16 protein-coding genes are annotated in these 13,790 nt (G+C 59.4%); 15 read left to right on the forward strand and 1 reads right to left on the reverse strand.

Going from position 1 to position 13,790, the window contains the following annotated elements:
• Positions 1-25: 25 nt before the first annotated feature.
• The 3 genes from secD to J1G37_RS06025 all read left to right on the forward strand — a co-directional run bounded on the left by secD (position 26) and on the right by J1G37_RS06025 (position 3,484).
• Positions 26-1,894 carry a protein translocase subunit SecD gene (gene secD / locus J1G37_RS06015; RefSeq protein WP_207040540.1) on the forward strand — a complete coding sequence of 623 codons (1,869 nt, stop codon included), beginning with the start codon at positions 26-28 and terminating at the stop codon, positions 1,892-1,894.
• 9 nt (positions 1,895-1,903) lie between these two features.
• Positions 1,904-2,818, forward strand: a complete 915-nt coding sequence (gene secF / locus J1G37_RS06020) for a protein translocase subunit SecF (RefSeq protein ID WP_120449815.1) — start codon at positions 1,904-1,906, stop codon at positions 2,816-2,818.
• A 123-nt stretch (positions 2,819-2,941) separates the two neighbouring features.
• Entirely contained in the window at positions 2,942-3,484 is a 543-nt protein-coding gene (locus J1G37_RS06025; protein ID WP_017736830.1) for a glycine zipper 2TM domain-containing protein, read from the forward strand.
• A gap of 186 nt (positions 3,485-3,670) precedes the next feature.
• Here J1G37_RS06025 and suhB read toward each other — a convergent pair whose 3' ends face one another.
• Positions 3,671-4,486, reverse strand: coding sequence for an inositol-phosphate phosphatase (gene suhB, locus J1G37_RS06030; protein WP_003175971.1), 816 nt, complete (start codon positions 4,484-4,486; stop codon positions 3,671-3,673).
• Positions 4,487-4,631: 145 nt separating this feature from the next.
• Between suhB and trmJ the strand changes: the two genes are divergently transcribed.
• The 12 genes from trmJ (at position 4,632) to rlmN (ending at position 13,779) form a co-directional block, all read left to right on the forward strand.
• Complete coding sequence (gene trmJ / locus J1G37_RS06035; protein ID WP_026136796.1) at positions 4,632-5,402, forward strand: tRNA (cytosine(32)/uridine(32)-2'-O)-methyltransferase TrmJ; 771 nt, start codon at positions 4,632-4,634, stop codon at positions 5,400-5,402.
• Between the two features lie 2 nt (positions 5,403-5,404).
• Entirely contained in the window at positions 5,405-6,187 is a 783-nt protein-coding gene (gene cysE, locus J1G37_RS06040; protein ID WP_207040541.1) for a serine O-acetyltransferase, read from the forward strand.
• A 299-nt stretch (positions 6,188-6,486) separates the two neighbouring features.
• Positions 6,487-6,978, forward strand: coding sequence for a Fe-S cluster assembly transcriptional regulator IscR (iscR, locus tag J1G37_RS06045; protein WP_003194020.1), 492 nt, complete (start codon positions 6,487-6,489; stop codon positions 6,976-6,978).
• 50 nt (positions 6,979-7,028) lie between these two features.
• Positions 7,029-8,243: an IscS subfamily cysteine desulfurase gene (locus tag J1G37_RS06050; protein WP_017736827.1), complete on the forward strand. Its 1,215-nt coding sequence runs from the start codon at positions 7,029-7,031 to the stop codon at positions 8,241-8,243.
• Between the two features lie 99 nt (positions 8,244-8,342).
• Positions 8,343-8,729: a Fe-S cluster assembly scaffold IscU gene (iscU, locus tag J1G37_RS06055; RefSeq protein ID WP_010565229.1), complete on the forward strand. Its 387-nt coding sequence runs from the start codon at positions 8,343-8,345 to the stop codon at positions 8,727-8,729.
• A gap of 28 nt (positions 8,730-8,757) precedes the next feature.
• The gene (gene iscA, locus J1G37_RS06060; protein ID WP_003175963.1) at positions 8,758-9,081 is read left to right on the forward strand and encodes an iron-sulfur cluster assembly protein IscA; all 324 of its coding nucleotides are present in this window, start codon (positions 8,758-8,760) and stop codon (positions 9,079-9,081) included.
• Positions 9,082-9,089: 8 nt separating this feature from the next.
• Entirely contained in the window at positions 9,090-9,611 is a 522-nt protein-coding gene (gene hscB, locus J1G37_RS06065) for a co-chaperone HscB (protein WP_038848811.1), read from the forward strand.
• A gap of 53 nt (positions 9,612-9,664) precedes the next feature.
• Positions 9,665-11,527 (forward strand): Fe-S protein assembly chaperone HscA, encoded by a 1,863-nt coding sequence (gene hscA, locus J1G37_RS06070; protein ID WP_207040542.1) that lies wholly within the window; start codon positions 9,665-9,667, stop codon positions 11,525-11,527.
• A 3-nt stretch (positions 11,528-11,530) separates the two neighbouring features.
• On the forward strand, positions 11,531-11,872 hold the full coding sequence (fdx, locus tag J1G37_RS06075; protein ID WP_017736823.1) for an ISC system 2Fe-2S type ferredoxin: 342 nt from the start codon (positions 11,531-11,533) through the stop codon (positions 11,870-11,872).
• A gap of 14 nt (positions 11,873-11,886) precedes the next feature.
• Positions 11,887-12,087 (forward strand): Fe-S cluster assembly protein IscX, encoded by a 201-nt coding sequence (gene iscX / locus J1G37_RS06080; protein WP_207040543.1) that lies wholly within the window; start codon positions 11,887-11,889, stop codon positions 12,085-12,087.
• 88 nt (positions 12,088-12,175) lie between these two features.
• The gene (gene ndk / locus J1G37_RS06085; protein WP_003175956.1) at positions 12,176-12,601 is read left to right on the forward strand and encodes a nucleoside-diphosphate kinase; all 426 of its coding nucleotides are present in this window, start codon (positions 12,176-12,178) and stop codon (positions 12,599-12,601) included.
• Between the two features lie 29 nt (positions 12,602-12,630).
• Entirely contained in the window at positions 12,631-13,779 is a 1,149-nt protein-coding gene (gene rlmN / locus J1G37_RS06090; RefSeq protein ID WP_017736821.1) for a 23S rRNA (adenine(2503)-C(2))-methyltransferase RlmN, read from the forward strand.
• Positions 13,780-13,790: the final 11 nt, after the last annotated feature.

A 13,790-nucleotide genomic window follows, 5' to 3' on the forward strand; every position in this document is an offset into this window, starting at 1 on the left:
CCCCGCGTCATAAGCGGGCGGCGTGATGCTGAACAAATACCCTCTGTGGAAATACGTACTGATCCTGGCGGTGCTGGCGATCGGTTTTATTTATTCCGCTCCCAATCTCTATCCTGATGACCCGGCGATCCAGATTACTGGCGCCAGCACTTCGCTGCAGGTCAATCAGGCTGATCTGGAACGCGCGAGCAAAGCGCTCACCGACGCAGGTATCCAGGTCAAGGCGGCAACGTTGGCGGCTGATGCGAAGGGCGGCTTGTTGCGCCTGACCAAGCAAGAAGACCAATTGCCGGCCAAAGATGTCGTGCGCAAGGCCATGGGTGACGACTACGTTGTCGCGCTCAACCTGGCACAGACCACGCCAAAATGGCTGCGCAGCATTGGCGCGCACCCGATGAAGCTGGGTCTGGACTTGTCCGGTGGTGTGCACTTCCTGCTGGAAGTCGACATGGACAAAGCCCTCGACGCACGCCTGAAAGTCTACGAAGGCGACGTGAAGAGCCTGCTGCGCAAAGAGAAACTGCGTTATCGCAGCCTGCCGCAGCTCAACGGTGCCATCCAACTGGGCTTCTCTGATGAAGCTTCCCGCGAACAGGCTCGTGCGCTGATCCGCAAGAACTTCACCGATTTCGACATCGTACCGGCCGACCTCAATGGTCAACCTGTACTGCGTCTGGCGATGACCCCGGCCAAGCTGGCGGAAATCCGCGAATACTCGATCAAGCAGAACTTGACCACGGTACGTAACCGCGTCAACGAGCTGGGTGTGGCTGAGCCGATCGTTCAACGCCAGGGTGCCAATCGCATCGTGGTTGAGCTGCCGGGTGTGCAGGACACCGCTGAAGCCAAGCGTATCCTGGGCAAGACCGCCAACCTGGAGTTCCGTCTCGCTGCTGAGCCGGGTGCTTCCAAAGCCACTTCCGAAGAGTTCGAGTTCCGCGAAGGCAACCGTCCTCCTGCACTCATCGAGCGCAGCTTGATCATCACGGGCGACCAGGTGACCGATGCCAAGGCCGGTTTCGGCGAGCACGGTACCCCTGAAGTGAACATCCGCCTGGATGGCCACGGCGGTGAACTGATGAGCCGCGCCACGCGCAGCAACGTCGGTCGCAGTATGGCGGTGATCTTCATCGAGCAGCGCCCGGTGACCACCTACACCAAGCAGATCGTCAACGGCGTCGAGAAAGACGTGCCGGTGCAGTCGTTCAAGGAAGAGAAGAAGATCATCAGCCTGGCGACCATCCAGTCGCCGCTGGGTGCTCAATTCCGCATCACTGGCCTGAACGGCCAGGGCGAGTCGTCCGAGCTGGCACTGCTGCTGCGTGCTGGTGGCCTGGCGGCTCCGATGTACTTCGCTGAAGAACGCACCATCGGCCCGAGCCTGGGTGCCGACAACATCACCAAAGGTATCGACGCAGCCTTGTGGGGCATGCTGTTCGTGTCCCTGTTCATCATCGCCATCTACCGCTTCTTCGGCATCATCGCCACCGTGGCCCTCGCGGGCAACATGGTGATGCTGCTGGCCCTGATGTCGCTGCTGGGGGCTACGCTGACCTTGCCAGGTATCGCCGGTATCGTACTCACCATGGGTATGGCCGTAGACGCCAACGTACTGATCTTCTCGCGGATTCGCGAAGAGATTGCCAACGGCATGACCGTACAGCGTGCAATCAACGAAGGCTTCGGCCGGGCATTTACCGCGATTCTCGACTCCAACCTGACCACCTTGCTGGTCGGCGGGATTCTCTTCGCCATGGGTACCGGCCCGGTCAAGGGTTTTGCGGTAACCATGTCCCTCGGTATCTTTACCTCGATGTTCACGGCCATCATGGTGACCCGCGCAATGGTCAACCTGATTTATGGCGGGCGTGACTTCAAGAAGTTGTGGATTTAAGGGGCTGCCATGTTACGTACAATCAACTTCATGGGCGTTCGCAACGTTGCGTTCGGCGTCACTGTGCTCCTTACCGTTCTGGCGTTGTTCAGCTGGTTCCATAAGGGCTTGAACTACGGTCTGGACTTCACCGGCGGTACGCTCATCGAGCTGACCTACGAGAAGCCTGCCGACGTTACCCTGGTGCGCAACGAGCTGGTCAAGGCCGGCTATCACGAAGCCATCGTGCAGAGCTTCGGTGCAACCACCGACCTGCTGGTGCGTATGCCAGGCGAAGATCCGCAACTGGGTCACCAGGTAGCCGAGGCCTTGCAGAAGGTCGGCGGCGACAACCCGGCGTCGGTCAAGCGTGTCGAGTTCGTCGGCCCGCAAGTGGGTGAAGAACTGCGCGACCAGGGCGGCCTCGGCATGCTGATGGCGCTGGTCGGCATCATGATCTACCTGGCGTTCCGCTTTCAGTGGAAGTTCGGCGTCGGCGCGATTGTCTCGCTGATCCACGACGTGATCGTCACCGTGGGTATCCTGGCGTACTTCCAGATCACCTTCGACCTGACCGTACTGGCGGCCGTGCTGGCGATCATTGGTTACTCCCTCAACGACACCATCGTGGTATTCGACCGGGTTCGCGAGAACTTCCGTGTACTGCGCAAGGCGTCGTTGATCGAGAACATCAACATCTCCACCACCCAGACCCTGCTGCGGACCATGGCGACGTCGATCTCCACCTTGCTGGCGATTGCTGCGCTGATGATCTTCGGTGGCGACAACCTGTGGGGCTTCTCCCTGGCGCTGTTCATCGGCGTTCTGGCGGGTACCTACTCGTCGATCTACATCGCCAACGTGGTATTGATCTGGCTGAACCTCAACAGCGAAGACCTGATCCCTCCTGCCGCTACTGGCAAGGAGGTCGACGACCGCCCTTGATGGGCAGTTGTTGATCCGCTGTTACAAGAAAGGCACGAGTATTGAACTCGTGCCTTTTTTTTTGCTCCAAGGCTGGGTATAGCGCGGACGTTTCCGTCCGTTTGTGATGGTCAGGAGGTTCATGTGAACAAGTCGTTGCTGGTGGGTGCGGTATTGGGTGCTGTCGGTGTGACTGCCGGGGGTGCTTTTGCCACCTATAGCCTGGTAAAAAGCGGCCCTGAGTATGCGCAAGTGCTGGCAGTGCAGCCGGTGAAAACCCAGATCAAGACGCCACGCGAGGTCTGCAAGGACGTCGCTGTGACCCGGCAGAAGCCGGTGCAGGATCAGCATCAAATCGTCGGCACCGTGGTCGGTGCGCTGGCCGGTGGCCTGCTCGGCAACCAGGTCGGTGGCGGTAATGGCAAGAAGCTGGCTACGGTAGCCGGTGCGGTCGGTGGTGGTTATGCCGGTAACAAGGTTCAGGAAGGCATGCAGAACCGTGATACCTACACCACCACGCAGACCCGTTGTAACACTGTGAACGACATCAGCGACAAAGTCGTTGGTTATGACGTGCGTTACAACCTGGATGGCAAGGAAGGCTCCGTGCGTATGGAGCGCGATCCTGGTAGCCAGATTCCGGTCGATAAGGAAGGTCGCCTGATTCTCGGTCAGAACCAGCAGTAATCCAAAGCCTGGCGTAGATCCAAATGTGGGAGCGGGCTTGCCCGCGATTGCGGTGAGTCAGTAACAAGTGAATTGGCTGGCAGGTCGCTATCGCGGGCAAGCCCGCTCCCACAGTTGATGTGTGTCGTTGCCGAATCCCAGGCATAAAAAAAGCACCCCGAAGGGTGCTTTTTTGTGCTCGCTCGCTTAACGCTTCAGCGAAGCCGGCAGGTGCGGCTGGATCGCCGTCAGCACTGCCTTGAAGCATTTGGTGTTGCCCGCAACCACGTGGCCTTTTTCAAGGAAGTCGTGACCGCCAGTGAAGTCGCTCACCAAACCGCCTGCTTCCTGGATCAGCAGGGCGCCTGCAGCCATGTCCCACTCGGACAGGCCCGACTCCCAGAACGCATCAAACCGACCGGCGGCAACGTAGGCCAGGTCCAGGCTTGCTGCGCCAGCGCGACGGATGCCAGCGGTCTGGCCAACCAGGGCGCGGAACATGCCGAGGTAGTTTTCCAGGTTGTCCATCTGGTCGTCACGGAATGGGAAGCCGGTGCCTAGCAGGGCGCCGTCCAGGCTGGTGCGGCCGCTTACGCGCAGGCGACGACCATTCAGCTGGGCGCCACGGCCACGGCTGGCGGTGAATTCTTCCTGGCGAACCGGGTCCAGTACAACAGCGTGTTCCAGCCGGCCACGGTATTTGCACGCGATGCTCACGGCAAAGTGTGGGATGCCGCGCAGGAAGTTGGTGGTGCCGTCCAGTGGGTCGATGATCCACAGGTAGTCTTCGCCTTCGCCGCTGCCTTTGTGCAGGCCGGTTTCTTCACCGAGGATGCCGTGGGTAGGGTAGGCCTTGCGCAGCGCGTCGATGATTTTCTGTTCGGCGGCGCGATCCACCTCGGATACATAATCCTTGGCGTCTTTTTCGTCGACCTTGATGGTATCCAGGCGCTCGATGGAGCGGAAGATCAATTCACTGGCGCTGCGGGCGGCGCGCAGCGCGATATTCAGCATGGGCTGCATGGATGTGTCACCTAAGGTTGTTAAAGAAAGCCGAGCATTCTAGCAGAAACTTTCTTCAGGTGAAGGACGACGTTAGCTTTCATGGCATAACCTTAGGCGGTTCTGTAAGATTTGCTCCCCTTTCCCGTGTCCGAGAGCGCCTCCCTTGCTGCAAAACATTCGTGTCGTCTTGGTCAATACCAGTCATCCCGGCAATATCGGTGGGGTGGCGCGAGCCATGAAAAACATGGGGCTGACGCGCCTGGTGCTGGTCGAACCACGCGTGTTCCCGCATCACGAGGCCGACGCTCGCGCGTCCGGCGCCAATGACATCCTGGAAAAAGCCCAGGTTGTCGCCACCTTGGAAGATGCGTTGGTCGGCTGCAACCTGGTGCTTGGTACCAGTGCGCGTGATCGTCGTATCCCTTGGCCGCTGCTGGACCCGCGTGAGTGCGGCACCAAAGTGGTGGAGGAAGCCGCTGGCGGCGCTGAAATCGCCTTGGTGTTCGGCCGTGAAGACTCCGGCCTCACCAACGACGAGCTGCAGCGATGTCATTACCACGTGCACATTCCATCAGACCCTGAGTTCAGCTCGCTGAACCTCGGGGCAGCGGTGCAGGTGTTGACGTACGAAGTGCGTATGGCCTGGCTGGCCGCCGAAGGTCAGCCAAGCAAAGTGGAAAAGGACGAAGTGGCTTCGACCAAAAGTGGCGAGTTGGCCACCATGGATGAGCTGGAGCGGTTCTATGAGCACCTGGAGCAAACCCTGGTGGCCATCGAATTCCTCGATCCGGAAAAACCACGGCACTTGATGGCGCGCCTGCGTCGTTTGTACGGGCGTAGCTCGGTCAGCCGAGCGGAAATGAATATATTGCGTGGCATCCTCACGGAAACCCAGAAAGCGGCCCGTGGCGAGCTTCTAAAGCGGAAGGATTAAAAATGTTCGAGCGTCTGCGAGAAGATATCCAGAGTGTTTTCCACCGGGACCCGGCGGCGCGCAACGCCTTTGAAGTGCTGACCTGCTACCCGGGCATGCACGCCATCTGGATTCACCGCCTGTCCGGCGCCCTGTGGGGCATGGGCTGGAAATGGCTGGCGCGGCTGGTGTCGAACTTTGGTCGCTGGATGACCGGGATCGAGATCCACCCAGGTGCCAAAGTGGGTCGCCGCTTCTTTATCGACCATGGCATGGGCATCGTGATCGGCGAGACCGCCGAAATTGGCGACGATGTGACGCTCTATCAGGGCGTAACCCTTGGCGGTACCAGCTGGAACAAAGGCAAGCGCCACCCGACGCTGGGTGATGGCGTGGTGGTAGGGGCGGGCGCCAAGGTGCTCGGCCCGTTCACGGTCGGTGCGGGCGCCAAGGTGGGCTCCAATGCCGTGGTGACCAAGGCTGTGCCGCCGGGCGCAACGGTTGTCGGCATTCCCGGGCGGATTATCGTCAAGCCAGAAGTGGGTGACGAGCAGGAAGCCAAGCGCAAGGCCATGGCCGAGAAGATCGGCTTCGATGCCTACGGCGTCAGCGAAGACATGCCCGACCCTGTTGCGCGTGCCATTGGCCAGTTGCTCGATCATCTGCAGGCCGTGGACGGCAAGCTGGATGGGATGTGTGGTGCGTTGAAAGACCTGGGCAGTCCTTACTGTGCCAAGGAATTGCCTGAATTGCGCGAAGAGGACTTCGCCGAGATCAAGGACGAAGCGGCTACCAAGGCGGGTTAGTTCCAAAGGCCGATACATAACCCTGTGGGAGCTGGCTTGCCTGCGATAGCGGTGGGTCAGCTACCTACAAGTAAGCTGGCAGACCGCTATCGCAGGCAAGCCAGCTCCCACATTTGATCTCCATTGGTCTCGCGGTCCCTGCTCAGGCCTGAAGCTGCTGTTCCTCCCCACCCCATCCTGCTATGATTCGCGCGCCCTTTTTACGGCTAATCCTGACTAAAGTACTAGGTCTTATAGTTGACTTAAATACTCGGGAATCGCATACTCGCTCCCATTCTGAAACACCTTGGTACTTGTCCATGAGACTGACTACAAAAGGCCGATACGCGGTGACTGCCATGCTCGACTTGGCTTTGCACGCGCAAACTGGGCCGGTGTCCCTGGCCGATATCTCCGAGCGTCAAGGCATTTCCCTGTCCTACCTTGAGCAACTGTTCGCCAAGCTGCGCCGCAGCAATCTGGTTTCCAGCGTGCGTGGGCCAGGGGGTGGCTATCAGCTTTCCCGCGATATGCAAGGCATCCAGGTCGCCCAGGTGATCGACGCGGTCAATGAATCCGTCGATGCCACCAAGTGCCAGGGCCTGGGTGATTGCCACGCCGGTGACACCTGCCTGACTCACCACCTGTGGTGTGACTTGAGCCTGCAGATCCATGAGTTTTTGAGTGGTATCAGCTTGGCTGATCTTGTGACTCGCCGTGAGGTGCAAGAAGTAGCCCAGCGTCAGGACCAGCGCCGTTGCAACACCAAGGCGCCGCGTCTGGACAAGATTGAAGCGTCCGCCGTCGAGTGACAGCCGAAGAGCTAACGGCACGCCAGCCAGCCTGATTTAGGAGAAAGTCCATGAAATTGCCGATTTACCTTGATTACTCTGCGACCACCCCGGTTGATCCGCGTGTCGCGCAAAAGATGAGCGAATGCCTGCTGGTTGACGGAAACTTCGGCAACCCGGCCTCCCGTTCCCACGTGTTCGGCTGGAAGGCCGAGGAAGCGGTGGAAAACGCTCGTCGTCAGGTCGCTGACCTGGTCAACGCCGATCCGCGCGAAATCGTCTGGACCTCCGGTGCTACCGAATCCGACAACCTGGCAATCAAGGGCGCGGCGCATTTCTACGCGACCAAAGGCAAACACCTGATCACCACCAAGATTGAGCACAAGGCTGTCCTCGACACCATGCGCCAACTGGAGCGTGAAGGTTTCGAGGTGACTTACCTTGAGCCGACCACCGACGGTATCGTCACCCCGGCCATGATCGAAGCCGCGCTGCGTGAAGACACCATCCTGGTTTCCGTGATCCACGTGAACAACGAAATCGGCACCATCAACGACATCGCGGCCATCGGCGAGCTGACCCGTTCCAAGGGCATCCTGCTGCATGTGGACGCTGCTCAGTCCACCGGCAAGGTCGATATCGACCTGTCGAAGCTGAAAGTCGACCTGATGTCGTTCTCTGCCCACAAGACCTACGGCCCTAAAGGCATCGGCGCCCTGTACGTGAGCCGCAAGCCGCGCGTACGTATCGAAGCCACCATGCACGGTGGCGGTCACGAGCGCGGCATGCGTTCGGGCACCCTGGCGACCCATCAGATCGTGGGCATGGGCGAAGCCTTCCGCGTAGCCAAGGAAGACATGGCTGCCGAAAATATTCGTATCAAGGCTCTTAGCGACCGCTTCTACAAGCAGGTCGAGAACCTTGAAGAGCTGTACATCAACGGCAGCATGACCGCCCGTGTACCGCACAACCTGAATTTGAGCTTCAACTACGTCGAAGGTGAGTCGCTGATCATGGCGCTCAAGGACCTGGCGGTTTCGTCCGGTTCGGCCTGCACCTCGGCTTCCCTTGAGCCGTCCTACGTGCTGCGCGCCCTGGGCCGCAATGACGAACTGGCACACAGCTCGATCCGCTTTACGTTCGGCCGTTTCACCACCGAAGAGCAAGTTGACTACGCCGCGCAGAAAGTCTGCGAAGCCGTGAACAAGCTGCGCGTCCTGTCGCCACTGTGGGACATGTACAAAGACGGTGTCGATATCTCCAAGATCGAGTGGGCGGCACACTAAATATAGAAGCCGCCACCCCAGCTCTGTAGGCACGTGGCGGAAAACGCAGGCGTGTCTACAGGGTTCCAGAGCGGCCCTGATGAGTGAGGATTCAGTACCATGGCTTACAGCGAAAAGGTCATCGACCACTACGAAAACCCGCGTAACGTCGGCAAGATGGACGCGGAAGACCCAGATGTCGGCACCGGCATGGTCGGCGCTCCGGCGTGCGGCGACGTGATGCGCCTGCAGATCAAGGTCAACGAAGCAGGCGTTATCGAAGACGCCAAGTTCAAGACCTACGGCTGCGGTTCGGCCATCGCCTCCAGCTCCCTGGCGACCGAATGGATGAAAGGCAAGACCCTGGATGAGGCTGTCACCATCAGCAACACCCAGCTGGCCGAAGAACTGGCTCTGCCGCCAGTGAAAATCCACTGCTCCGTACTCGCTGAAGACGCCATCAAGGCGGCCGTTCGCGACTACAAGCAGAAGAAAGGCTTGATCTAAGCATTTGGCGACGAGTAAGGAGTCAACGATGGCTATCAGCATGACAGAAGCGGCTGCGCAGCACATTCGCCGCTCCCTGAATGGGCGCGGTAAAGGTGAGGGGATTCGTCTGGGTGTTCGCACCACGGGCTGTTCCGGCCTTGCCTATGTGCTGGAGTTCGTCGACGAGGTGGTTGCGGAAGACCAGGTGTTCGAAAGTCACGGCGAAAAAGTGATCATCGACCCTAAAAGCCTGACCTACCTGGACGGCACCGAACTCGATTTCGTCAAGGAAGGGTTGAACGAAGGCTTCAAGTTCAACAACCCCAACGTACGCGGTGAATGTGGCTGCGGCGAAAGCTTCAACATCTGAGGCTATTCGTGGGTACTCCTTGTCATTTCGCTTTATTCGAGCTGCAGCCGAGCTTTCGGCTGGACCTTGAGCAGCTTGCCACGCGCTACCGAGAGTTGGCGCGTGGGGTGCATCCAGACCGCTTTGCTGACGCCTCCGAGCGCGAGCAACGTGTTGCTCTGGAGAAGTCGGCCAGCCTCAACGAGGCTTATCAGACCCTGAAAAATCCGCCCAAGCGCGCGCGTTACCTGCTCGCGATGAACGGTGGAGAGCTGCCGCTGGAAGTCACGGTGCATGATCCCGACTTCCTGATGCAGCAGATGCAGTGGCGCGAAGAACTCGAAGACTTGCAGGACGAAGCCGATCTGGCCGGTGTCGCGGTCTTCAAGCGTCGTCTGAAAACGGCCCAGGACGAGCTCAACGAAAGCTTCGCAGCCTGTTGGGATGATGCAGCGCAACGTGAACAGGCCGAACGCCTGATGCGGCGCATGCAATTCCTCGACAAGCTCACCTACGAAGTGCGCCAGCTAGAAGAGCGCCTCGACGATTAACCCAGTGTGCTGCCCGTGATGCACGCCTGATAGACAGATAAGACCTGATTACCATGGCCCTACTGCAAATCGCCGAACCCGGCCAAAGCCCACAACCGCACCAGCGTCGCCTGGCGGTCGGGATTGACCTGGGCACCACCAATTCCCTGGTTGCTGCCTTGCGCAGCGGCCTGTCCGAACCGCTGCCCGATGCCAATGGCCAGGTGATCCTGCCGTCGGCCGTGCGTTATCACGCGGATCGCACCGAAGTCGGCGAGTCGGCCAAATTGGCCGCGTCTACCGATCCCTTGAACACCGTGCTGTCGGTCAAGCGCTTGATGGGTCGTGGTTTGTCCGACGTCAAGCAATTGGGCGAGCAGCTGCCGTACCGCTTTGTCGGCGGCGAATCCCATATGCCATTCATCGACACCGTCCAGGGCCCGAAAAGCCCGGTGGAAGTGTCGGCCGATATCCTCAAGGTGCTGCGCCAGCGTGCGGAATCCACCTTGGGCGGCGAACTGGTGGGGGCGGTGATTACGGTTCCAGCCTATTTCGATGACGCTCAGCGCCAAGCCACCAAGGATGCGGCGAAACTTGCCGGCCTGAACGTGCTGCGCCTGCTCAACGAGCCGACGGCTGCTGCAGTGGCTTACGGCCTGGATCAGCACGCCGAAGGCCTGGTCGCGATCTACGACCTGGGCGGCGGCACCTTTGATATTTCGATCCTGCGCCTGACCGGCGGCGTGTTTGAAGTGCTGGCCACCGGCGGCGACAGCGCCCTGGGCGGCGATGACTTCGACCATGCCATCGCTGGCTGGATCATCATCAGTGCCGGTCTGTCCGCTGACCTGGACCCGGGTGCGCAGCGCAACCTGCTGCAAACCGCCTGCGCCGCTAAAGAAGCGCTGACGGATGCTGCATCCGTTGAAGTTTCCTACGGCAACTGGTCGGCCCAGCTGACCCGCGAAGCCTTCGATGCGTTGATCGAGCCGATGGTCGCCCGCAGCCTGAAAGCCTGCCGTCGTGCCGTGCGTGATTCCGGTATCGAGTTGGAAGATGTCGGCGCCGTGGTCATGGTTGGCGGTTCCACGCGCGTGCCGCGTGTTCGTGACGCCGTCGCCGAGGCCTTTGGTCGCCAGCCGCTGACCGAAATCGACCCGGATCAAGTAGTCGCCATTGGCGCCGCGATCCAGGCCGACACCCTGGCCGGCAACAAACGCGACGGTGGCGAACTGCTGCTGCTCGACGTGATTCCGTTGTCCCTGGGCCTGGAAACCATGGGTGGCCTGATGGAGAAGGTGATTCCACGCAACACCACCATCCCCGTTGCCCGTGCTCAGGACTTTACTACTTACAAAGATGGCCAGACGGCCATGATGATTCATGTGCTGCAAGGCGAGCGCGAGCTGATCAGCGACTGCCGCTCCCTGGCGCGTTTTGAATTGCGCGGCATTCCGGCGATGGTGGCCGGTGCGGCGAAGATTCGCGTGACCTTCCAGGTCGACGCCGATGGCCTGCTCAGCGTTGCGGCGCGTGAACTGGCCTCGGGCGTTGAAGCGAGCATCCAGGTCAAGCCGTCCTACGGTCTTACCGATGGCGAGATCGCCAAGATGCTCAAGGACTCGTTCCAGTACGCCGGTGACGACAAGGTCGCCCGTGTCCTGCGTGAGCAGCAAGTGGATGCCCAGCGCCTGCTCGAAGCCGTGCAGGGCGCCCTTGAAGCCGATGGCGAGCGCCTGCTGGACGCCGAAGAGCGCATGGTCATCGACCTGCAGATGCAGGAGCTGGCCGAATTGATGAAAGGCACCGATGGTTATGCCATCGAGCAGCAGACCAAGCGCCTGTCGCAAGTGACCGATGCCTTCGCTGCCCGCCGCATGGACCAGACGGTGAAAGCCGCCCTGGCGGGACGCAACCTGAATGAAATCGAGGAATAATTAATGCCGCAGGTCATTTTTCTGCCACACGCCGAGCATTGCCCGGACGGTATGGTCGTGGAGGCTGAGACCGGCAAGTCCATCCTCGAAGTCGCCCATGACAACCACATCGAGATCGAAAGTGCCTGCGGCGGCGTCTGCGCCTGCACCACGTGTCACTGCATCATCCGTGAGGGCTTCAACACCCTGGAAGAGGCTGACGAGCTGGAAGAGGACTTTCTTGATCGCGCATGGGGCTTGGAAGCACATTCGCGCCTAAGCTGTCAGGCCAAGGTCGGGACCGAAGACATCACTGTCGAAATTCCGAAATATTCGCTCAACCATGCGGCCGAAGCGCCGCACTGATTGGTAGAACTGTCATGAGTTATGGTTGGAATGATGTACAGCGCATTGCTGAAGAGCTCGCTGAAGCCAAGCCGGACGTGAGCCCGCTGACGGTCAACTTCGTTGATCTGCAGCGCTGGATCATGGAGCTGCCTGGTTTCGACAATACTTCTGGTCGTTGTGGCGAGAAGGTCTTGGAAGCGGTCCAGGCGCTCTGGATCGAAGAAATCGACTGATCGTCCCCGCAGGTTAGGCAATACCCAATAACCCGCGTATAATTCGCGGGTTTAATTTTTCGTAAATTACCGTTTCTGGAGTTACACCATGGCTGTTCAACGTACTTTCTCCATCATCAAGCCTGACGCTGTTGCAAAAAACGTCATCGGCGAGATCACCACTCGTTTCGAAAAAGCCGGCCTGAAGGTTGTAGCTTCGAAACTCAAGCAACTGTCCAAAGCTGAAGCTGAAGGCTTCTACGCTGAGCACAGCGCTCGTGGTTTCTTCGGCGACCTGGTTGCCTTCATGATCTCCGGTCCTGTTGTTGTTCAGGTTCTGGAAGGCGAAAACGCTATCGCTCTGAACCGTGAGCTGATGGGCGCTACCAACCCTAAAGAAGCTGCTGCCGGCACCATCCGTGCTGACTTCGCTGAATCCATCGACGCCAACGCTGTACACGGTTCGGACTCCGAAGCCGCTGCTGCTCGCGAAATCTCGTACTTTTTCGCTGCTACTGAAGTAACCGCTCGCTAAGCATTGGCTTAAAGAGTGAGGGTGAATCCATGACTACATCGACTGTTAAAACCAACCTGCTGGGTCTGACCCAGCCGGAAATGGAGAAATTCTTCGACTCAATCGGGGAGAAGCGTTTCCGTGCCGGTCAGGTAATGAAATGGATTCACCACTTTGGCGTCGACGATTTCGATGCCATGACGAACGTCAGCAAGGCCTTGCGCGACAAGCTCAAGGCCATTGCTGAGGTCCGTGGTCCTGAAGTGGTCAGCGAGGACATCTCCAGCGACGGCACCCGTAAGTGGGTGGTGCGCGTGGCGTCCGGCAGCTGCGTCGAGACCGTGTACATTCCCCAGGGCAAACGCGGCACCTTGTGCGTTTCGTCCCAGGCAGGCTGTGCCCTGGATTGCAGTTTCTGCTCCACCGGCAAGCAAGGCTTCAATAGCAACCTCACCGCCGCCGAAGTCATCGGCCAGGTGTGGATTGCCAACAAATCCTTTGGCAGCGTCCCGGCAACCGTCGACCGTGCCATCACCAACGTGGTGATGATGGGCATGGGTGAGCCGCTGCTGAACTTCGACAACGTCATCGCGGCCATGCACCTGATGATGGACGACCTGGGCTACGGCATCTCCAAGCGCCGCGTGACCCTGTCGACCTCCGGCGTGGTACCGATGATCGATGAGCTGGCCAAGCACATCGACGTCTCCCTGGCGTTGTCGCTGCACGCACCCAATGACGCATTGCGTAACCAATTGGTGCCGATCAACAAGAAGTATCCGCTTAAGATGCTGCTCGAATCCTGCCAGCGTTACATGGCGACCTTGGGCGAGAAACGCGTGTTGACCATTGAGTACACCATGCTCAAGGACATCAACGACAAGGTTGAGCACGCTGTCGAGATGATCGAGTTGCTCAAGAACACCCCGTGCAAGATCAACCTGATCCCGTTCAACCCGTTTCCCCATTCTGGCTACGAGCGGCCGAGCAACAACGCCATCCGCCGTTTCCAGGATCAACTGCACCAGGCCGGCTACAACGTCACCGTGCGCACCACCCGTGGTGAAGACATCGACGCCGCCTGTGGCCAATTGGTCGGGCAGGTGATGGACCGCACCCGCCGCAGTGAGCGTTACATCGCCGGGCGTGAAGCGAATGCCGCCGACGATTTGCCGCTGATTGCTGTGAATCGAATCTGAGAGAGGATCTC

This window comes from Pseudomonas sp. Marseille-Q1929 (genome assembly GCF_017316265.1).
Taxonomy (GTDB): domain Bacteria; phylum Pseudomonadota; class Gammaproteobacteria; order Pseudomonadales; family Pseudomonadaceae; genus Aquipseudomonas.